We start from the raw sequence: 18019 nt of genomic DNA on the forward strand, positions 1-18019 counted from the left end.
AACCGCCCGCACTGCCCGAACAGCGGACAGAATCGCGAAGGGATGCAGTGGATCGGCGGGACCGGGCATCCTCCCGCCCGGCTCATGACGCAGACCTTCGCCTCGATCCCGCCCAATCCGCGCTTCATCCGGCGCGGCTATACCGCGTGCCGCTTCGGCCACATGCATTACCGGACCGCAGGACCGGACGACGTGAAGATCGCCTCGGCCATGCCGGCGCTCGTCATGCTGCACCAGAACCCCTCCTCGAGCTTCGAGTATGAACCGCTGATCGCACAGCTTGCCACCGACCGCCGGGTCTATGCCTTCGACACGCCAGGTCATGGCATGTCGGATGCTCCGCCCACGGCTCCTGGCATGGCGGGCTATGCTGCGGCCTTCTCCGATGCGCTGGATGGTCTCGGGCTGGATCAGGTGGATCTTTACGGGTTCCACACCGGCACGCTGCTGGCGGCGGAACTCGCCATCCTGCGACCCGAACGGGTGCGCAGGGCGGTGATGACCGGCATTCCGATGTACGATGCGCCGAGCCGCGCGAAGAAGCTGGCCGAAGCCGAGGGGTTCCCGCCCCCGGACGAGGAGGGGAAGGTCATACTCGACCTGCTCCAGCGCCTGTGGACCTATGTCGTCGCCTCGCGCGACGACCGGGTGCCGCTGGCCAAGGCTGTACTGAACTTCGCGGACAAGGCCGCCGTGCTCGATCGCTTCACCTGGGCCTATAAGGGCGTCTGGGGGTGGGACTTTACCCGCCTCCAGCATGTCTCATGCCCCGTCCTCGTCCTGCAACCCGCCGAGGATCTGCGCGCTGTCTCGCTCGAGGCGGCCCGGCTCCTTCCCGATGCGGTCGTGCGGGAATTGCCCGATCTCGACCGCGACATATTCGATATCGCGCCGGAGATACTGGCCCATGAAATTCGCTCTTTCCTCAACTGACCTCCACCTTCCGCAGGCGCAGGTCTCGCACTCGGTCCTTCACCCGGACTGGATCGCCCACCAGGTCCGCATCCGCTATCCGATGGCGGGCGATGTCACCGCTTTCCTGCTCTACCGGGGGATGAACGACGTCTATCTGGTTCAGGACGCACAAGCGAAATATGCGCTGCGGGTCTGGCGCAAGACTTATCGCGAACCCGACGACGTTGCCTATGAGCTGGGCTTTCTCGATTATCTGCGCGTGCACGGCTTCCCGGCATCGGTAGCCGTGCCGCAACGCGACGGTGCGCTCTACTTCAAGGCCGACACGCCCGAAGGGGTGCGCGCGGTGGCGATGTATGACTGGGCGCCCGGCGTGAAGTTCGGCGAACGCCTGTCGACCGACACGGCCCATCGCATCGGTGAGGCTTTCGCGCACATGCATCTGGCCGGCTATGCCTGGGCGGGGGCCCACCATGTCTTCACGACCAAGACGGCAAAAGACTACAATATCTGCATGCCGGCGCTGATCGATTTCGTCTACGATCGGCCCGACGACCCGCACGACTATCCGGTGATCGCCGCCAATCTCGACCGACGCCTCGACGAACTTGCTGCGTCCGGCAAGGTACCCCTCGGCGTCTGCCACCGAGATTTTCACCCGTCGAACGTCCATGTCGCGGACGATGGCGAGATCACCCTCCTCGACTTCGACGCGGCGGGCGAGGACTTCCTGATGCAGGATGTGAAGAATTTCGTCTGGGGCAATCTCTTCTACGGCTTCGACCCGGCCTATGGCGATGCCTTCGAAAATGGCTATCAATCGATCCGCCCGTTCACACCCGAGGAAGTGGCCGCCGGCGAGATTTTCCTGATGGCCAAGGCGCTCCGTCTCGTCGCCGGTATGGCGCACAGCTCGACGGCGGTCGGACGCGGCACGCTGCGCTTCCGCAACCTCGACTGGCTCGGCGACTATATAAAGACGCGCGCCCGCGCCGCGGGCCTGCTGTGAGCAGCGACAGCGAAAGCCGCTGGCCATCCCCCGCGCAAGCGTGGGCTATGGTCGCCCTCCTCTTCCTGGCCGGGATATTCTCGGTCATCGATCGGGGGGTTCTGGCGATCGTCGTCGATCCGGTGCGCCAGGATATCGGCATCGGCGACGAACGCATCGCCCTGCTCCAGGGGCTCGCTTTCGGGCTCTTCTATGCGCTGATGGGCATGCCGATGGGGCTGCTCGCCGACCGGACATCGCGCAAGCGACTCGTGGCTGCCGGGATCGCACTGTGGAGCGTCGCGACCATCGGCAGCGGCCTTGCGCAGGGCTTCGGTTCGCTCTTTGCCGCCCGGCTGATGGTCGGCCTCGGCGAGGCGGCGCTCGGCCCCTGCGCGATCTCGCTGATCGCCGACCTGTTCCCGGCCGACCGGCGAGGCCGACCGATCAGCCTGTACATGATGGGTCAGGGTCTCGCGAATGGCCTCGCGATCACGCTGACCGGGCTCGTGCTCACCCATGCGGCCCAGGGCGCCTTTGCAGGTATCCCCCTGCTCGAAGCGCTCGCGCCTTGGCGTATCGCCTTCGTCCTGTTCGGGGCTGGCGGGATCGGCGTGGCAGCCGCGATCGCGCTGCTGACCCAGGAGCCCGAACGCAAGGGCGCGGCCATACCCGCCTCGGCCAAGGGCGTAGCCGGCGCTGCCGAACTGCGCTGGTTGTGGGCCAATCGCGGCGTCACCCTGCCGCTCTATCTCGGCTTCGCCATCTGCTTCACCGCCGCCTATGGCGCCGGCGCCTGGACGCCCAGTCTGCTGCTTCGCGGCTATGGAGTGAGCCCCGCCTTTCTCGGTGCCTGGCTCGGACCCTTCGCCATGGCGTTTTCGGCCACGGGTCCACTGCTCGGGGGCTGGCTGCTCGATCGCGCGATGCAGCAGGGGCGCGATGGCGCGCGCTTCGCGATCCTCCGACTGGCGCCGCTCTGTGCGATCCCATCGGGCTTGGCGGTGCTTGCCGGCGACCCTCGCCTCGCTGCCATATTGATCGCCTCGTCCAATGCCGTCTTTGCCTGCGTGGGCACGGTGATGTTCGCCACGCTGCAGACGCTGGTTCCGTCCAACATGCGCGGCAGCGCGATCTCGCTCACCCTCGTGCTCAACACGCTATTGGGCGCGACGCTGGGGCCTTTGCTCGTGGCAACGCTGACCGAACGTGTCTTCGGCGACCCGACCAAGGTCGGCTGGTCGATCGCGATGGTGGTGCTTCCCTGCGTGGTCGGCGCCAGCCTGCTCTATGCGCTGGCGGCAAGGAACATGAAGCTGCGAGCTCAGTCCTGAGGCCTGTTAGGCTTTCGCGTCCCATAGGGGCTGCAGCAGAGCCGCCGGGTTCTTCAACACCTCGGGCCGCCGCGCTGCAGTCGCTTCGACGAAGGCCGGCGGCAGCGAGTCCGGGTTCGCATTCTGACGACCGATGCCGGTGGCGGTCAGGTGCCCCGGGCGATCGCCCATCCCCATCCACGGCCGCCAGGAACAGACATTGGTGAAGCTCACCTCGCTGGTCACGCGGGTCGCGCCGGGCCGCGTCAGGTCGTGACGCTTGGCGTGGAAGGTGTTGCTTTCGGAATAACGGAACGGCCTGGCAGCGCCGGGAAAGGTCATTGCGGTGCGCGAACGCTCGGTCACCCAGACATCGTCGCCGCGCACGTCGAACGGCAATATGTCGTGCTCCATCGACAGGCCGGGGATCTCGCGCGCGATGTGGAAGGACAGATCGCGTCCGAAGCGGATTTTCGATGGCGGCAGTCCGCCGGTCGGCACCTTGCAGTCCTGCCCGGTATAGGGGTTGCGCCACATATCGAGCGCCTTGCCGGTGACCGGATCGGTGAACCAGGCCAGCTCGAAATTGACCGCCTCATAGCCATCCGCAACCTGCCGGTAGCGCGAATAGACAGCCGAGACGACCGCGAACAGCGGGTCCATACGGTCGTCGATCACGCCATAATAGCGTGCGGACACCCAGCTCGTGACGAGCCCTTCGTCGAGCGCGCCGCGCATCATGATGAAGGTGTGCAGCCGCCCGTCGGCGCTTTCGACATCAAGAGCGCTATCGGACTTGGGCCGAGCCGCGCCTGCTGGTGCCGCGAGGGCCAGCATCGCGGCCGACGCGGTCACCCCCGTCAACAGGTTGCGACGATCGATCATATCGGCTCCTCCACGCAAGCAATTGCGGATGTCAGGCTGTTCCCGCCACTCCACAGCAGCCAGCTTCGCCGCCGGATTATCCGACGCGCGGACAGGCGGCAAAGCCGGATCGCGGCGAGACCGCCAGGTCATAGGCTGTAAAGGTACACGGCTCAGCCCGGAGGAACGATGAAAAGCCTGCTAAAGCTCGTCGGACTGCTCTTCATCGCCGCCGCCCTTCTGCTCGGTTCGATGCGCGCGGGCTGGTGGAACCCGTCCTATGATAAGGTCCGCAGCGCGCAGGCGACGGCGCCGTCGACCTTCGAGACAGTCGGCACGGCAACCCTGCACATGCGCGACGAAGGCCCGCGCGACGGGCCGGTCGTCATCATGCTGCACAGCTCGATGACGAACTTGCGCGAGTGGGATGGCTGGGCCGACGCGCTGAAGGACAGATATCGCGTCATCCGCTTCGACTGGCCACCTTATGGCCTTTCGATCGAAACCGCCCCGTCGACCGGCATGCCCGGGGTGGTGGCGCTGCTCGAAAAAGTCGTCGCGGCCAAGGGGCTCAAACGCTTCGCCATGGTCGGCACCTCGAGCGGGGCGACGATTTCGACGCTCTATGCCGCCCGCCACCCCGATCAGGTCACTGCGCTGGCGCTGTCCGCCCTCCCCCTGGAGGCCCCGCCCCCGACCGATTTCAGCCGCCTGATGTGGGCGATGATCTGGACGCACGAAAACATCGTCCCGAACTATTATCCGCGCGCTTATTATCGCCAGTCGCTCTCGGAGCTCTATGGGCGGCCCGAGCGGCTGACCGATGCGACGGTCGACTGGTATTACCAGACCAACACCATCCCCGGCGGTTTCGCGCGGGTGAAGGAATATTGGGAAGCCAACAAGAAAGCCGTCTGGGCCAAGGGCGCGGCAGACGACGCGGCGCAGGTCACCGCGCCGATCCTGCTGCAATGGGGAGACCGCGATCCGGTGCTGCCCAAGGCGCTGGCGAGCAAGGCGGTGTCGCAGTTCGAGCAGGCGAAGGTCGATGTGATCCACTATCCCGATGTCGGTCATTATCCGATGCTCGAACTGCCTAGCGAAACCGCCAAGGATCTGCGGACCTGGCTCGACAGGACCGTGAAATGAAGGTGACCCCGGACATCTATGGTCTGTGGGCGCTGCACGGGACGACCCTGGCACCCGATGGCTCGACGCTCTACGAATGGGACGCCGATATGGAGATCTTTCGTCGCGACGGTTCGCCCGCCGTCATCATCTCGACCAAGGGTGGCGCCAGTGGCGGTCGCAACTCGCGCTCGCTGAGCTTCGCCGAGAAGTTCGAGCGCCAGGCCGACGGCAATTGGCGGTTGCGTTATGGCTATGAAGCCGATCCCGAGCATGAAGCGACCGCATCACACGAATTTTTCGGCCTCTCCCAGCTGACTTTCTCCACCGAGCTGAGCCGTGCGGAGGGCTCCTCGTGCAATTACAACGGACGCTATGTGATCATGCGGCTGCAGGCGGAGCGACTGTGATGCGGCGATTGTTGACGGCAGTGGTGGCGTTCGGCGCGCTGACCGGCCAGGCTCCCGTGGTAGAGCCCTCTGCCCCTCCGCCGGCCAGCCCGAGCGAAAGCGAATTGCGGGCGCGCTATGCGGTGCCCGCGTCCCGCTTTGCCGAGATCGACGGAGAGACGGTCCATTATGCGATCGAGGGGCATGGCCCGGCGATCCTGCTGCTCCATGGCTCCTTCGCCAGCCTGCGTCAGTGGGATTTGTGGGCCGAGCGCCTGCGTCGGCGGTACACCGTCATTCGCTACGATCAGTCGCCCATGGGCCTGTCCGGCCCCCATCCCAGTGCGGACTATTCGCTCGAGCATCGCTATCGCGTGATCGATGCACTCGCCGGCATGGCGGGGGCCAAGCGCTTTCTCATCGTCGGGACGTCGAGCGCTGGCGTGCCTGCAGCGGCCTATGCCGCCGCGCGTCCGGAGCGCGTGACAGGCGTCATCCTCAACAATATCGCCGTCGGACCGGTCAGGTTCGACATGGCAAGCATGCCACAGACGCTCAAGGACGCGCTTGCCGACGACGCCCGGCATCCGGGATGGCATATGCCCGAATATTGGCGGCAGATCTTGCTGTACAACGTGACCGACAAGACGGTCGTGACGCCCGCGCTGGCCGAGGAATGGACGCTGCTCAACAACCGGGTCCTGCAGGTCCCCGGCGCCGCCATGGCAGCAGCAAAGTCCACCCCGACGAGCCGGACACCCGACGATCTGCCGAGGATCACCGCCCCCACGCTGTTGCTGTGGTCGGCCGACGACCATGAGACCCGTCTGGATCGCGAAGGAACCAAGGCGCTGGAGCTCGTCGCCGCGAAGGACAAGCAACTTGTGGTGGTCGAACGCTGCGGTCACATGATGCCGCTCGACTGCCCGGCCCGCGCGCTCGACAAGGCGATGCCCTTCATCAAGCGCGTAGCGCGCGACTGATGCGTCAGGGCTTCCTGTAACCCGAAACCTCGGGCGGCATGTCGCGCGCATATTTGCCGAAGGTATCGACCACGCCGGCATCCGGGCCATCGGTCGGTTCGCCGAGCAGATCGGGCCGGTCTCTTTCGACGCGATCGAGCACCGCGCGCGGGATGTCGGCATGGGTGCCGGTGATCTTGTAGGAGTGCATGCGGCCGATCAGCACGCCGTCCACGCCGGATTGGCCCATCTTCATCCACGGCCACCACGGCCCCTGCCGCATGAAGCCGCCCTGATAACGGGCCGACAGGACCGATCGGTCGTCGATCTCCGCGCGCGGGGTGTAGAGGACGAAATGCTCGGACGGATTGACCACCCGGCCCGACGAAGCCTTTGGCCAGCCCTCGGGCGTGACCGGGTTTACATATTCATGGGCATAGTCCCAACCCAGCAGATATTGGTCGCCGATGACCTGCCAGGGTAGCCGGAAAGGCTCGGCATCGCTGCCGCCCTGCGCATCATTGTTGACGGTCTTGCTGCCGTTGACCTCATAGACCTTGCGCGTGAGGCCCAGCGTTCCGCGGAATTTGTCGTTGAGGAAGGGCCAGGTCTGCACCTGCTCGCCGGTCCAGGGATTATCCCAGACGTCGATGATCGCGCCGCTCGCAAGGTCGGTGAAATAGCCGCATTCCTTGCCCATCACCTTCACGCTGCCATCGGGCAGGATCAGGTTGCGGATATTGGCGAAGCCCTGAAAACCGAACAGCGGTTTGGCGCGCTTGCCCTTCACGACGGCATATTGGACGCCCTGATAGGCGCTGATGACAGGCTTGGGGCCGATCGTTCCCCACATCTTGGCGAAACCGTACAGGTTCTCGCGGGGATCCTTGATGTCGAGCGGCCGTGTCGGTCCGCTGCCGCCGGCCGCAACGGCCGGAGCGCCGAGCAGGGCAGCCCCTGCTCCCGCCCCGATCCCACCGAGCAGGCTGCGGCGCGTCACGACTGCGGTCATCGTATCGATCAGCATGTCAGGCCACCAGTTCCAGATCGTGATGCGCGACCGCGGCGCGGAGCGAAGGGATCAGGTCGCGGCCGATCGCGATCACATCCTCGACCGGATCGAAACCGCGCAGGATGAAGGCCGAGACCCCAGCCTTGTAATAATCCATCAGCGCATCGGTCAGCTGCTCGGGCGTGCCGACCAGCGCACCCGAATTGCTCTGCCCGCCGCGCAGCTGGTTGATGCCGTTCCAGAAGCATTTTTCGAGACGGTCGCCGCGTGCCGCAAGCGCCTCGGTCCGGCGGAAGCCATCGGCCTTGGCCGCCGGCGCGTTGACGGCCAGCTTGCCCATATTGGCCGCGACCGCGTCACGGATCGCATCGGCGCGCCCCCAGGCCGCCTCTTCGCTATCGGCGATGACGATGCGGATCGACATCAGAAAGCGCGGATCGCGGCCATGGCGCGCAGCCTCGGCCCGAACCTTCGCCACCACCTCGGTCATGCCCTCGACGGTGTCCGACAACGTCGCGAAGCAGTCGCTACATTCCCCGGCGACGGCGAGCGCGGCGGGGCTCATGCCCCCGAAATAGACGGGGATCTGCGGGTTGGTCGGCTTGACCACGGCAAAGCCGTTGGTGAAGCGGAACCAGTCCCCGTCATGGCTGAACGGTGCCTGCTCGGTCCACATCCGCCGGAGCAGGCCGATATATTCGCGCGCGCGGTCGTAGCGCTCGACCTTGCTCAGATAGTCGCCGTCGGCCTGCGTTTCCTCGTCGCTCGCGGCGGTGATGATGTGGACCCCGACCCGGCCGGGCATGAGCCGGTCGAGCGTGGCCAGCATCCGTGCCGCCATGGTCGGCGGGATGAAGCCGGGCCGGTGCGCCAGCATGACGCCCAGGCGCTTGGTCTGAGCCGCCACATAGCCGGCAATGGTGAAATTGTCGGGCATCGACGCCGCATTGGCGACCAACACCTTGTCATAGCCCCATTCGTCATGGAGCCGCGCCATCCGCGCTATGCCTTCGGGATCGAAAGTCTCGAACGGCAGCGGATGGGTCTCGCTCGAAATATTGTGGTTGAGCAGCCCGTTAATCTCTACCGGCATGTCACTTCACCGCGGAGCAGGCATACCAGGAGCCGAGCAGCGTCCGTCCGTTCGGATCGCCCTCGGTGAAGAAGTCCGACCGCTCGGGCTTCAGGAAGAAGGTGCCCTTGCGATAGCCGGCGGCGACCGCTTCCCGCTCGAACCCCGCCTTCTCGGCGACCTGGACCCAGTCGGTCCGCGCCAGCGAGGTCATGAAGGGCTCGTTGTTGTAATGGCTTTCGAAGTCGCAGCGCATCTGGTCCCACAGCGACAGATGCTCGTGCCGGGGCGGTACGTCGACATGGCACATGACTCCGCCCGGCCGGAGCAGGCGGAAGCATTCCTTCATGATCGCGCGCATGCCCTTGGCCGAGGTCTCGTGCATCAGGGCGGACGAGGTGACGAGATCGAAATAGCCGTCCTCGAAGTCGGTCGCTTCGGCATTCTGCTGGCTGAAATGGATCGCGACGCCCATCGCCTCGGCGCGGGCATGGCCATAGCGCAGCATCGGCGCGCCGACGTCGATCGCATGGATTTCGGCGTCCGGAAAGGCCTGGGCGATGGCGACGGTCGAATGGCCGACCGAGCAGCCGAGATCGAGGATTCGGCGGGGCTTCAGATCCGGATAGAAATCATGGACATGGCTCGCCAGCGTGTGGCCACGCCCGTCATTCTTCCACCCGCCGTTGAGGTTGCGCAAATAGGTCGAGGCGAAGCGATCATAGAGCGCACCCGCCCGGAAATCCTTGTCGGCCGTGTCGACCGTATAGCTGCCCGGCATGCGATGATGGTCGATCGCGGCAATGTAGCGCGGGATTTCGAGATCTGGATTCAGCCTCAAGCTGCCTTTGGGCGATGCGACCTGGGCCTCGACCTTCGCGGCCAGTTCGTCGAACTGCCGGTCGATCGCGCCGTCAAGCACCTGCCAGATACGATCCTGATAGAAGAGCGACAGGGTCAGCCAGAGCTGGTGAAACGGATGCGCTTCGAGCGCCTGGCGCACCTGCGCACTGGATTTGGGCGGCGCGCCGGTCCTTGCCGTGATCTGCGGCACGATCACCTCGTCGAGCAGGCGGCGATCGAGCGGATCGAGGTTGCGGTTGGTCCACATGCGCATGGCGAGGAAATGATCCTCCATCGCCTGCTCGTCATGGGTGGCCTGCGGCATGACCGCGTGGCCGAAATGCTGATGGTTCATCTCGGACATGAATATTTCCTCCGGAGATCAGTCGGCGGCGACGCGGGCGACTTCGCCCTCATAAGCTTGGTGTTCGGCCAGCGCCTCGGGCAGCAGCCGGTCGCGCGCCACGCCGAGCACCCGATCGTAGATCGCCTGGCGATAGCCGCCGCGATGCGCACGCACCTCGGCGTCGGGCGAGAAAGCGTCGATGTCGGCCGGACCGTGCAGCCCGGCAGCCTTCAACAGCCGCTCATTGGCGTCGAGCCGGTCCTTGAGAACCACAACTTCGCCGAGGAGAGCGAGCACCATGCCTGCGAGGGCGTCGGTCGTCTGGTCGCCGAGGACTACAGGCTGGCTGCCCTTGGGAAAGACCTTGCGGTCGAGATTGATGCGATCGGCCATCATTCTACTCCGGAATATCGAAACGGAAGACGTGGCCTGTGCGCGCCACGATGTCCTTCTTGTCGAGGTCGGGCCCATGCGCCTCCTCGGTCACCGCGTCCTTGCCCTTCAGGTCATAGCCGGTCTGGCTCGACAGGATCACGACGAGGTCGGTCCCGTCTTGTACCGCAAAGGGGAACTCGTGCCACGTGCCGAGATGCAGCGCGAAGCCCGCACTGCCATCGAACAAAAAGGCGCGGACCTGGTCCAGTTCGGGCAGATCGCCTTCCGATGGCGGCGCCATCACCGCGACGAAAGGCTTGCCGCCCAGCGGCATGAACACCTGGGTGTGCTGGAAATGCCGCTCCATATAGCGAACCTCGCCGGGGCGACGGTCCATCTGCGCCACGGTGATCTCGACGGGATGCTCGCTGGTGAAGCGCGCCGGATAGCTCATCTTCACAGCCCCCTTGTAGAAATCGACCGATATGGGCGTGACGCCGGGCACCCGGCCCACAATCTGACCGAAGGGCGCTAGCGCCTCGGGCGTCGCTGCCTCGATGGTCAGAGCGATAATCTCGGGTGCCGTCGTCATCATGATTCCCGTCGAACCGATGCGACATGATGCGCCTGCGGTCCGGTGTCTCAGCCAGCCAACCATATCTGTCCGCAGACCGGATAGAATACCCCACCGGTTCCGCTCCGCCGGGTCGCATGGCATGAGATATCCAAAGGCTAGACACGGGGCGCATGGCAATGACCGACCTTATCCACTCTCTCCGGCAGGCGCTGGGCGCCGACGCGGTGGAGACCGGCGAAGACCGGCTGCGCTATTTCGCCAATGACGTCTATCGCACCGGCGGCCTGCCGCTCGCAGCGGTACGCCCGCAAAGTGTCGATGATCTTCAAGCGCTTGCACGGCTTTGCTCGAAGGCAGGGGTCGCGATGATCCCGCGCGGTGGCGGTGCGTCCTATACCGATGGCTATATCCGTCCCGAGGGCGGCCATGTGCTGATCGACACGGGCGCGCTCGACGCCATATCGATCGACGAGACCAATGCGGTCGTCACCGTCGGCGCCGGCGTGACCTGGGCCAATTTGAAGGCAGCACTCGACGCCAAGGGGTTGCGCACGCCCTTCTGGGGCCCCTTTTCGGGCCTGGCCGCAACCGTCGGCGGGTCGATGAGCCAGAACACGCTGAGCCATGGAAGCACCGCGCACGGCATTTCCGCGCAGTCGGTCATCGGCTTCGACGTGGTGCTCGCCAATGGCGACCTGCTGACGACCAATGCCTGCGACGCGATGCGCCATTATGGCCCCGACCTGACCGGCCTGTTTACCGGTGACTGCGGTGCGTTCGGGGTCAAGGCGCACATCCGCCTGCCCCTGCTGCCGATCCTCGAGCATGCCGAGGCGGTGTCCTTCGCCTTCGACAGCTTCGCCGACTATCATTCCGGTGTTCGCAAGGCACAGCTGGCTCGGCTAGACGACAGCCATTTCGGCCTCGACCTGGCGCTGTCGCAGGGGCAGATCGCCCGACAGGAAGGGATGAGCGCCCGGCTGAAGATCGCGCTGCAGGTCATGCAGAAGGCACCCGACAAGCTGAAGGGCCTGGCAACCCTGATGAAGATGGCGCTGGCGGGAGAGAACCCGATGCGCGCCGGCCAGTATATGTGCCACTTCATCGTCGAGGGGTTCGACGCGCAGGATGCTGCGCACAAGGCGGTGCAGCTGCGCCGCATCGTCGGCGCTTATGGTCGCGAGATCGCCAATACCGTGCCGACCTTCGTCCGCTCGGTGCCCTTCGCGCCGCTCTTCAACATATTGGGGCCAGGCGGCGAGCGCTGGGTGCCGATCCACGGCGTGCTGGCGCATGACCAGGCGGTCGCCTTCAACGATGCCTTCCACGCTCTGCTGGCGGAGCGCAAGGCGGAGATGGACCGTCTCGGCGTGTGGACCGGCACGATGTTCTCGCCGGTCGGTCCCTCGGGCTTCCTCTACGAGATCGCGCTTTACTGGCCCGATGCCCGCACCGACTATCATCTGGCGACGCTCGGCGCGGACCATATTGCGAGCATCAAGGACTATCCGGCGAATGCCGAGGCGAAAGTCTATGCCGACGAGGTCAAGGAAGCCATCGTCGCCCTGCTCCAGCGCTTCGGTGCCGGGCATTTCCAGATCGGCCGCGCCTACCCCTATCAGTCGCGCCTGTCGGACCGGGCGAAGGGCCTGTTGAGCGCGGTGAAGCGCGAACTCGATCCGCAGGGCCTGATGAACCCCGGCGCGCTGGGCCTCTGAAGCGGGCGCTTCAGTCCGCGGGCGCGCGGTAGCGTCCGAGGGTCGCGATCATCCCGACCACGACCAGCAGCGCTGCCGCAGAGATCGACAGCGCCGCATCATAGCCGCCGAGCGCGTCATAGGCCTTACCGAATAGCATCGGTCCCAGCCCCGCCCCCAGGCAGAAGAGGCCGAGTACGCCACCATAGGTCGCGCCATAATTGCGGAGCGCCGCATAGCGGCCAGTGAAATAGGCAAGCATGTCGACCTCGGCGCCTGCGGCAAGACCGAGCATGAGCGCTGCGATCAACACCGGCCCGCCCCCCAGCAGAAGCAGCGCAGCGATCACCGGCGAAAGCAGGAAAAGCGCGGCGACATAGGGCGCGTGGAAGCGGTCGAACAGATAGCCCACCACGAGCCTGGCGACGAGCACCGCGACGCCGACCGCAGCCGCCATGCGCGCGGCATCGGCCTGGGCCATGCCCCGATCGACCAGCATCGGCACGAGATGGACGATGAGCCCGGCCACGATCAGGCCGAGCAGAAAGGCGATCACGAGCAGCGTTAGCGTCTGCCGGTTCGCCTCGAAGCGCCCGCGGAGCCTTTCACCGGGAGCCGGGCGGTCAGCCGTGCCGACGATCAGGCTCGCCGGAAGTCCGACCAGCAGGGTTGCTCCCGCCATGACCAGCACCGCCGTTCGCCACCCTTCGTCCGCAAAGACCGGGCCGAGCAGCGCCGGTGCGAGCATTGCCGCCGTGCCGGTGCCCATCAGCATCAGGCCCAGCGCCAGTCCACGGGAATGATCGAAGCGCAGCGAGACGATCCGAGCCCAGATGGCCGGGGTCGTTCCCGCCCCGGCCAGCGAGACGAGAAGCCACAGCAGATCCCATTCCACGACCGAATTGCCGACCCGCGACAAGGCGATGAGCGCCACCGGCGTCACCAGAAAACTGGCGATGGCGATCGGTCGGGCACCCCAGCGGTCCGCCAGCCACCCGACCAGCGGTGCGGACAGAAAGATTCCGAATTGCTGGCTGGCCGCAGCGCCCGATACCTCGGCGCGGCTCCAACCGAACTCGGCCTGGAGCGGCTGCACGAACAGGCCCAGCGAATAGAAGCCGATGCCCATGATACCGACGCCGATGGCGAGCGCGGCGGCCAGGATGATCGGCCATCCGGCCGCCAGTTCCCGTCGTCCCTCGGCGGTCAGTCCATGCGCCATCGCGGCCATTCCCTAAGTCTGCAAAAACGGAAAAGGCCTCCGCGCGACCAAAGCGGTCGCGCGGAGGCCCGGTCGGACGGCAAGAGAGGGGACCGTCCGATAATCGATCACGCGGGCGCCTTCACCGGGAAAGGCGCGGGCGGAGCCGGCGGCTTCGGCGGGCTCCACCCCGCAGGGACCGGAGCGGGCTTCTGCTCGCGCGCATAATTTTCGAGGCTCGACAGCGAGGGGCCATAATCCTCGGTTGGGGCATGCAGCCATTTCTCGTCCATCGCCCGGGCAGCGGCAACGAGGTCCGCCGGCAAGTCCTTCTCGCCATTCTCCGCAGTCTGGAAATGGGTGAAGTAGCTGATATGCCCTTCAGCCTGTCCCATGAGCATCCAGGGGAGCCAGGGGGTGATCCGGCTCCACGCGCCGATGTGCGGAATGTGGGTCAGATGGGGATTTTCGACGTCTTCCTTCTTCACCGCATAGATGAAGTGCTCGGACACGCGGTTCATGACACCCGAACTCTCGCGCACCCATTTGTCAGGCTGAAGCGCGTTCGGATATTGCATGTCGATGCCGGTGTGGAGGATCATCGTCCCGTTGGGGCCATATTCCCAATCCTGCAGGAACGGGATCTTCTTCGGTTCACTCTTCTGCAAGCCGCCATAGGAAGGCGCCTCGGGCTGAAACTCGCTGATCGTGAAGTTGAACGGATCATTGGCGATCGGCACCACCTTCACCCGTTCATTGGTGTAGGGATTGTCCCATTCCTTCATGATCTCGCCGGTTTCGAGGTTCCGGTAGAACACGACCTCGCGCAGCATGCGCCGATAGGAGCCGTCCTCGAGCTTCTTCACGCGAACGAAGCTGAAGCCTTCGACGCCGAACAGCGGACGGACCTTTTCGTTCGGACGCACGCCGTAAGCCTTGCCCTTGATCCAGCCGCATTTCTCCCTGGTCGGGTCGATGTCGGCATCGATCCGCGCATAGGTATCGCGGGTCCATTTCGGATCCTTGAAGTCGATCTTCGTGATGAAGTCGATCTTTGGCTTGCCGGCGGGCTTAGCGCCCTTGGTCGCCGCAGCTTCGGCGGTTCCGGGCAACGCCACCATGCCGGCCATCAGGGCTGCCAGGCCCAGGCTCTCGCGGCGGGAAAAATTCTGATCGTCCATCTGCGCCCATTCCTCGGGGTTGGGGGGAATTTCTATGGTCAAAGTTGCGCGATATCAAATCCTCCGCAGCGTCCGGCCTTATGCTATCCGCCACGCGGACAGCCATTCGAGCCAAGCCTTGCCGCAAGCCATCAAGAAGCGCCATGTTCCGGCCGCGCAAAGGATCCAGACGGAGTCGCCTCCATGCTCAATACATTTCAGCAGGCGGATCATCCGATCCTGCCCAAGGCCACCGCAGACGAAGCGGCGCGGCAGGAGTTCGCGAAGAGCTTCAAGGGCTTCATTCAGTCGACCCTGCTGCCCGGCCTGACCCCGGTCTATCAGACGCGCGTCGCCAAAAAGTTCGAGAGGACACATGGCCGCCCGCCCGCCGATCGCCGCGACATTCGCAGCGGCATGGTCGAAGACATCTACTTCCAGCATTATGCGGCCGCCAACCGGATCGCCCAGGAACTGCTATGGGAGTCGGTCAACGGTTCGATCGATCGTCAGCTGCCCGAGCTCATCGCCAAGGCGCGCGAATTGTCCGCAGCCGCCAAGGCGCAGCTTGTCATCCCGGAAGGTTTCACGCCGCCGCGTTACGTCACAGCGCTCGACATTCACTGCATGCCAGGCGGCTATTGCAGCGAGGTCTGCGAGGACGATGTGTCGGTCGGTGCACTCTACGACCGGGGCGTCTATCTCTACTCGATGGGCTATACCGGCCCGAACAACGACGACATGGGCCGCTCGGTGGTGAACTATCTCAAGCGCCACATGCCCGAGTTCAAGCCGCGCCGGATCCTCGACATGGGGTGCACGGTGGGACACTCCACCCTGCCCTACAAGGAGTTGTTTCCCGAGGCCGAGGTGTGGGGCATCGATGTCGGCGGTCCTTGCGTGCGCTATGCCCATGCCCGTGCGGCCGGCATGGGGCTGGAGGTCAACTATGCGCAGATGAGCGCGGAGGAGACGAGCTTCCCCGACGACCATTTCGACCTCGTCGTCAGCCACATCCTGCTCCACGAAACGTCGGGCAAGGCCATGCCCAGGATCTTTGCCGAGGCGCACCGCCTGCTCGCGCCCGGCGGACTGATGATCCATGCGGATCTTCCGCCCTTCGACCTGATGGACCCGTTCACCCAGTTCATCCTCGATAACGAGACCTGGTACAATAACGAGCCTTTCTGGGGCGCAATGCGCGACATGGACCAGTTCGCTCTGGCCGAGAAGGCCGGCTTCGACCGCGCCGACGTCCGCTTCGACACCGCACCGATGGCGGTGATGGAGTTCGCCGCCGCCGCCGAAGGCTATAGCCAGGAAGCGAGCGAGGCCGTGGCCGAGCGCGAGTTCACCGCCGGCGAATTCGCGCCCGGTGGTGGCTGGGAGGTGCTGATCGCCCGCAAACCCCTCGAAAAGAAGATGGCGGCATGACCGGAGCCCATGACATGACCCAGGAACGCCCCCACGTGATCCGCCACGCCCGTGGCAAGCGCCCTGACTTCTACGACACTCCCGGTCTCGATCATGCGATGGCTATGATCATGACGCTCGCCAACGAACTGTCGGTTCTGCGCGATCGGCTCGACAGCGCGGAGCGCGTCGCCAAGGCTTCGGGTCTGGACCTGGCTGCCGGTATCGAAACGCTCGAACTCGATCAGGCTGCGCTGGAGGAGCGCGAGGAGCGCCGCCAGGATTTCCTGCGCCGGCTCTTCTATCTCCAGCTGAAGGACGCCGATGAAGCCGCGCAGGCGCACACCGCCGAGGGCTTCAACCAGACCATTGCCGAGATCGCGCTGCAGGACTGACGGCGGAGAAGCCGATCAAGAAAAGGGCCGCGCCGGAGCATATCCCGGCGCGGCCCTTTTCGTTGGCAGGGCACCCTGCTCTATTTGTGCAGCAGCCGCCTCGGCAGGGCGTCGGTCACGAGCGCATTCAAGCGCTTGACGGCCGCATGGTCGCCGCGACCATGGGCGTCGACGAATAGCGCCGAAATGCGCGCTGCATCGGCGAGCCGCTCGACCTGCTTCGGCCCCGGCAGATCATAGCGGCAGATCGCACCGCCGAAATAATGGTCGACTCCTTCGAGCACGAGCCCGTAGCGATCGCCACCGGGTGCCGCCGCCTCATAAGGTACGAGATGGCCGCGCCAGCCCTCGCTGTCGGTGCCCGTAATGCCGGGAACGATATCCTTGGTGCCCGTCTGGATCAGCGCAGGCATCGCCAGCTTCGCATAGCCGTCCGCCGTGCACAGCACGGGGATCGGCGCGGGCGGGCTGAAGGCGACGACGGCCCGGGCCTTCGGGTCGGACAGCGGCCCGCTAACCCCCTCGGGCGGCACAGCCGCCGCCCCGCCCATGGTCAGCGCGACCAGCCCGCCATAGGAATGTCCAGCTGCAATCCAGGGGCGGTCGCCGACATGCGCGGACAAGGTGCGCATGTCCTCGATCCGCGCCTTCCAGCTGGCAAGACCGGGAAAATCCTTGATCCGGGGATGCTCGGCAGAGTCGACATGGAGCGGCGCCAGAATGTGGAAGCCGGCGTCGAGCCAGGGCGCAAACAGCGCCTCGTAGAAGCGCGGCGACGAAGCGGCGCCGTGGCTGAACAGCAGCAGCGCTTTCGTCCGTCCACGCGGTTTCCATTCGCTGACGCTGATCTCCCGCCCGCCCGGGCCGCTCAGCATGAAGCGACGTTCCGCGACGGGCTTGCCGAAGGCGGCTGCGATTGGTGCGGCGGCGAACAGCGCACCCGCCCCGGCGAGCAGGGCGCGGCGATCGAGCGTGAGGCCGATCATCAGGGGAGCGGCTTCTTGAGATAGGCGATCAGCGCCGCGCGTTCGGTGGGGTTGGGAATGCCGCCGAAGGCCATCGAGGTACCGGGAATCAGCGCCGACGGGCGGGTCAGCCATTTGTCGAGCGTCGCGGCATCCCATCTGATCCCCGCCCCCTTGGCTTTCATCGCCGCCGAATAGCGGAAGCCCGGGGCCGTGCCGGCCTTGCGCCCGACCACGCCCGACAGGTTCGGGCCGATCTTGTTTGGATCGCCCGGCTTGATCGAATGGCAGGCTGCGCATTTCAGGAAGGCCCGCTTGCCTGCGGCGGCATCCTGTGCGTGGGCCGGCACGGACAGCGTAGCGAGAGCGAGAAGAGGAACAGTGAGTTTCAGCATGCGTGTGTC

The 18019-nt window shown here is 65.3% G+C and carries 19 protein-coding genes; 9 read left to right on the forward strand and 10 right to left on the reverse strand.

From position 1 onward, the window contains the following. Window positions 1-42 precede the first annotated feature (42 nt). The 3 genes from ACNI3R_RS07145 to ACNI3R_RS07155 are packed head-to-tail and all read left to right on the forward strand — an operon-like array spanning window position 43 to window position 3237. On the forward strand, window positions 43-933 hold the full coding sequence (locus ACNI3R_RS07145) for an alpha/beta fold hydrolase (protein WP_426181228.1): 891 nt from the start codon (window positions 43-45) through the stop codon (window positions 931-933). Beyond that, a complete protein-coding gene (locus ACNI3R_RS07150) occupies window positions 908-1924 on the forward strand; it encodes a phosphotransferase enzyme family protein (RefSeq protein WP_426181231.1) in 1017 nt (338 codons plus the stop codon). Before ACNI3R_RS07145 ends, ACNI3R_RS07150 begins: the two co-directional genes overlap by 26 nt. A gap of 47 nt (window positions 1925-1971) precedes the next feature. Then, complete coding sequence (locus ACNI3R_RS07155) at window positions 1972-3237, forward strand: MFS transporter (protein ID WP_426181233.1); 1266 nt, start codon at window positions 1972-1974, stop codon at window positions 3235-3237. A 6-nt stretch (window positions 3238-3243) separates the two neighbouring features. Here the strand turns inward: ACNI3R_RS07155 and ACNI3R_RS07160 are convergent, their stop codons facing one another. Next, entirely contained in the window at window positions 3244-4101 is an 858-nt protein-coding gene (locus ACNI3R_RS07160) for a DUF1838 family protein (RefSeq protein ID WP_426181236.1), read from the reverse strand. A gap of 168 nt (window positions 4102-4269) precedes the next feature. Between ACNI3R_RS07160 and ACNI3R_RS07165 the strand changes: the two genes are divergently transcribed. From ACNI3R_RS07165 to ACNI3R_RS07175, 3 genes are read left to right on the forward strand one after another with little or no spacing between them, the layout of a single operon-like run. Beyond that, on the forward strand, window positions 4270-5229 hold the full coding sequence (locus ACNI3R_RS07165) for an alpha/beta fold hydrolase (RefSeq protein WP_426181238.1): 960 nt from the start codon (window positions 4270-4272) through the stop codon (window positions 5227-5229). Next, window positions 5226-5618, forward strand: a complete 393-nt coding sequence (locus ACNI3R_RS07170) for a Cap15 family cyclic dinucleotide receptor domain-containing protein (RefSeq protein WP_426181241.1) — start codon at window positions 5226-5228, stop codon at window positions 5616-5618. Before ACNI3R_RS07165 ends, ACNI3R_RS07170 begins: the two co-directional genes overlap by 4 nt. Then, entirely contained in the window at window positions 5618-6580 is a 963-nt protein-coding gene (locus tag ACNI3R_RS07175; RefSeq protein ID WP_426181244.1) for an alpha/beta fold hydrolase, read from the forward strand. The genes ACNI3R_RS07170 and ACNI3R_RS07175 overlap by 1 nt, the downstream gene beginning before the upstream one ends. Window positions 6581-6584: 4 nt before the next feature. Here the strand turns inward: ACNI3R_RS07175 and ACNI3R_RS07180 are convergent, their stop codons facing one another. The 5 genes from ACNI3R_RS07180 to ACNI3R_RS07200 are packed head-to-tail and all read right to left on the reverse strand — an operon-like array spanning window position 6585 to window position 10802. Then, window positions 6585-7586, reverse strand: a complete 1002-nt coding sequence (locus tag ACNI3R_RS07180; protein ID WP_426181247.1) for a DUF1838 family protein — start codon at window positions 7584-7586, stop codon at window positions 6585-6587. A 1-nt stretch (window position 7587) separates the two neighbouring features. Then, window positions 7588-8664 (reverse strand): LLM class flavin-dependent oxidoreductase, encoded by a 1077-nt coding sequence (locus ACNI3R_RS07185; protein WP_426181250.1) that lies wholly within the window; start codon window positions 8662-8664, stop codon window positions 7588-7590. 1 nt (window position 8665) lies between these two features. Beyond that, window positions 8666-9850 carry a class I SAM-dependent methyltransferase gene (locus tag ACNI3R_RS07190; protein ID WP_426181252.1) on the reverse strand — a complete coding sequence of 395 codons (1185 nt, stop codon included), beginning with the start codon at window positions 9848-9850 and terminating at the stop codon, window positions 8666-8668. A gap of 18 nt (window positions 9851-9868) precedes the next feature. Beyond that, entirely contained in the window at window positions 9869-10228 is a 360-nt protein-coding gene (locus ACNI3R_RS07195) for a hypothetical protein (RefSeq protein WP_426181255.1), read from the reverse strand. 1 nt (window position 10229) lies between these two features. Beyond that, window positions 10230-10802 carry an ureidoglycolate lyase gene (locus ACNI3R_RS07200; protein ID WP_426181257.1) on the reverse strand — a complete coding sequence of 191 codons (573 nt, stop codon included), beginning with the start codon at window positions 10800-10802 and terminating at the stop codon, window positions 10230-10232. Window positions 10803-10960: 158 nt separating this feature from the next. On the opposite strand from ACNI3R_RS07200, the gene ACNI3R_RS07205 reads away from it, so the two are divergent. Beyond that, a complete protein-coding gene (locus tag ACNI3R_RS07205; RefSeq protein ID WP_426181259.1) occupies window positions 10961-12502 on the forward strand; it encodes an FAD-binding oxidoreductase in 1542 nt (513 codons plus the stop codon). Window positions 12503-12512: 10 nt separating this feature from the next. Here ACNI3R_RS07205 and ACNI3R_RS07210 read toward each other — a convergent pair whose 3' ends face one another. Both ACNI3R_RS07210 and ACNI3R_RS07215 read right to left on the reverse strand, forming a co-directional pair. Beyond that, window positions 12513-13703, reverse strand: a complete 1191-nt coding sequence (locus ACNI3R_RS07210) for an MFS transporter (protein WP_426181261.1) — start codon at window positions 13701-13703, stop codon at window positions 12513-12515. Window positions 13704-13810: 107 nt separating this feature from the next. Further along, window positions 13811-14863 carry a DUF1838 family protein gene (locus ACNI3R_RS07215; protein ID WP_426181263.1) on the reverse strand — a complete coding sequence of 351 codons (1053 nt, stop codon included), beginning with the start codon at window positions 14861-14863 and terminating at the stop codon, window positions 13811-13813. Between the two features lie 183 nt (window positions 14864-15046). Here ACNI3R_RS07215 and ACNI3R_RS07220 point away from each other — a divergent pair, with 183 nt between their 5' ends. After that, window positions 15047-16276, forward strand: coding sequence for a class I SAM-dependent methyltransferase (locus tag ACNI3R_RS07220; RefSeq protein ID WP_426181266.1), 1230 nt, complete (start codon window positions 15047-15049; stop codon window positions 16274-16276). Next, window positions 16273-16650 (forward strand): hypothetical protein, encoded by a 378-nt coding sequence (locus ACNI3R_RS07225; protein WP_426181268.1) that lies wholly within the window; start codon window positions 16273-16275, stop codon window positions 16648-16650. Before ACNI3R_RS07220 ends, ACNI3R_RS07225 begins: the two co-directional genes overlap by 4 nt. Window positions 16651-16730: 80 nt before the next feature. On the opposite strand, the gene ACNI3R_RS07230 is transcribed toward ACNI3R_RS07225, so the two are convergent. Beyond that, complete coding sequence (locus ACNI3R_RS07230; RefSeq protein ID WP_426181271.1) at window positions 16731-17636, reverse strand: alpha/beta hydrolase family protein; 906 nt, start codon at window positions 17634-17636, stop codon at window positions 16731-16733. Then, the gene (locus tag ACNI3R_RS07235; RefSeq protein WP_426181273.1) at window positions 17636-18010 is read right to left on the reverse strand and encodes a c-type cytochrome; all 375 of its coding nucleotides are present in this window, start codon (window positions 18008-18010) and stop codon (window positions 17636-17638) included. The genes ACNI3R_RS07230 and ACNI3R_RS07235 overlap by 1 nt, the downstream gene beginning before the upstream one ends. Window positions 18011-18019 lie beyond the last annotated feature (9 nt).

Source organism: Rhizorhabdus antheiae (genome assembly GCF_049889055.1).
GTDB lineage: Bacteria > Pseudomonadota > Alphaproteobacteria > Sphingomonadales > Sphingomonadaceae > Rhizorhabdus.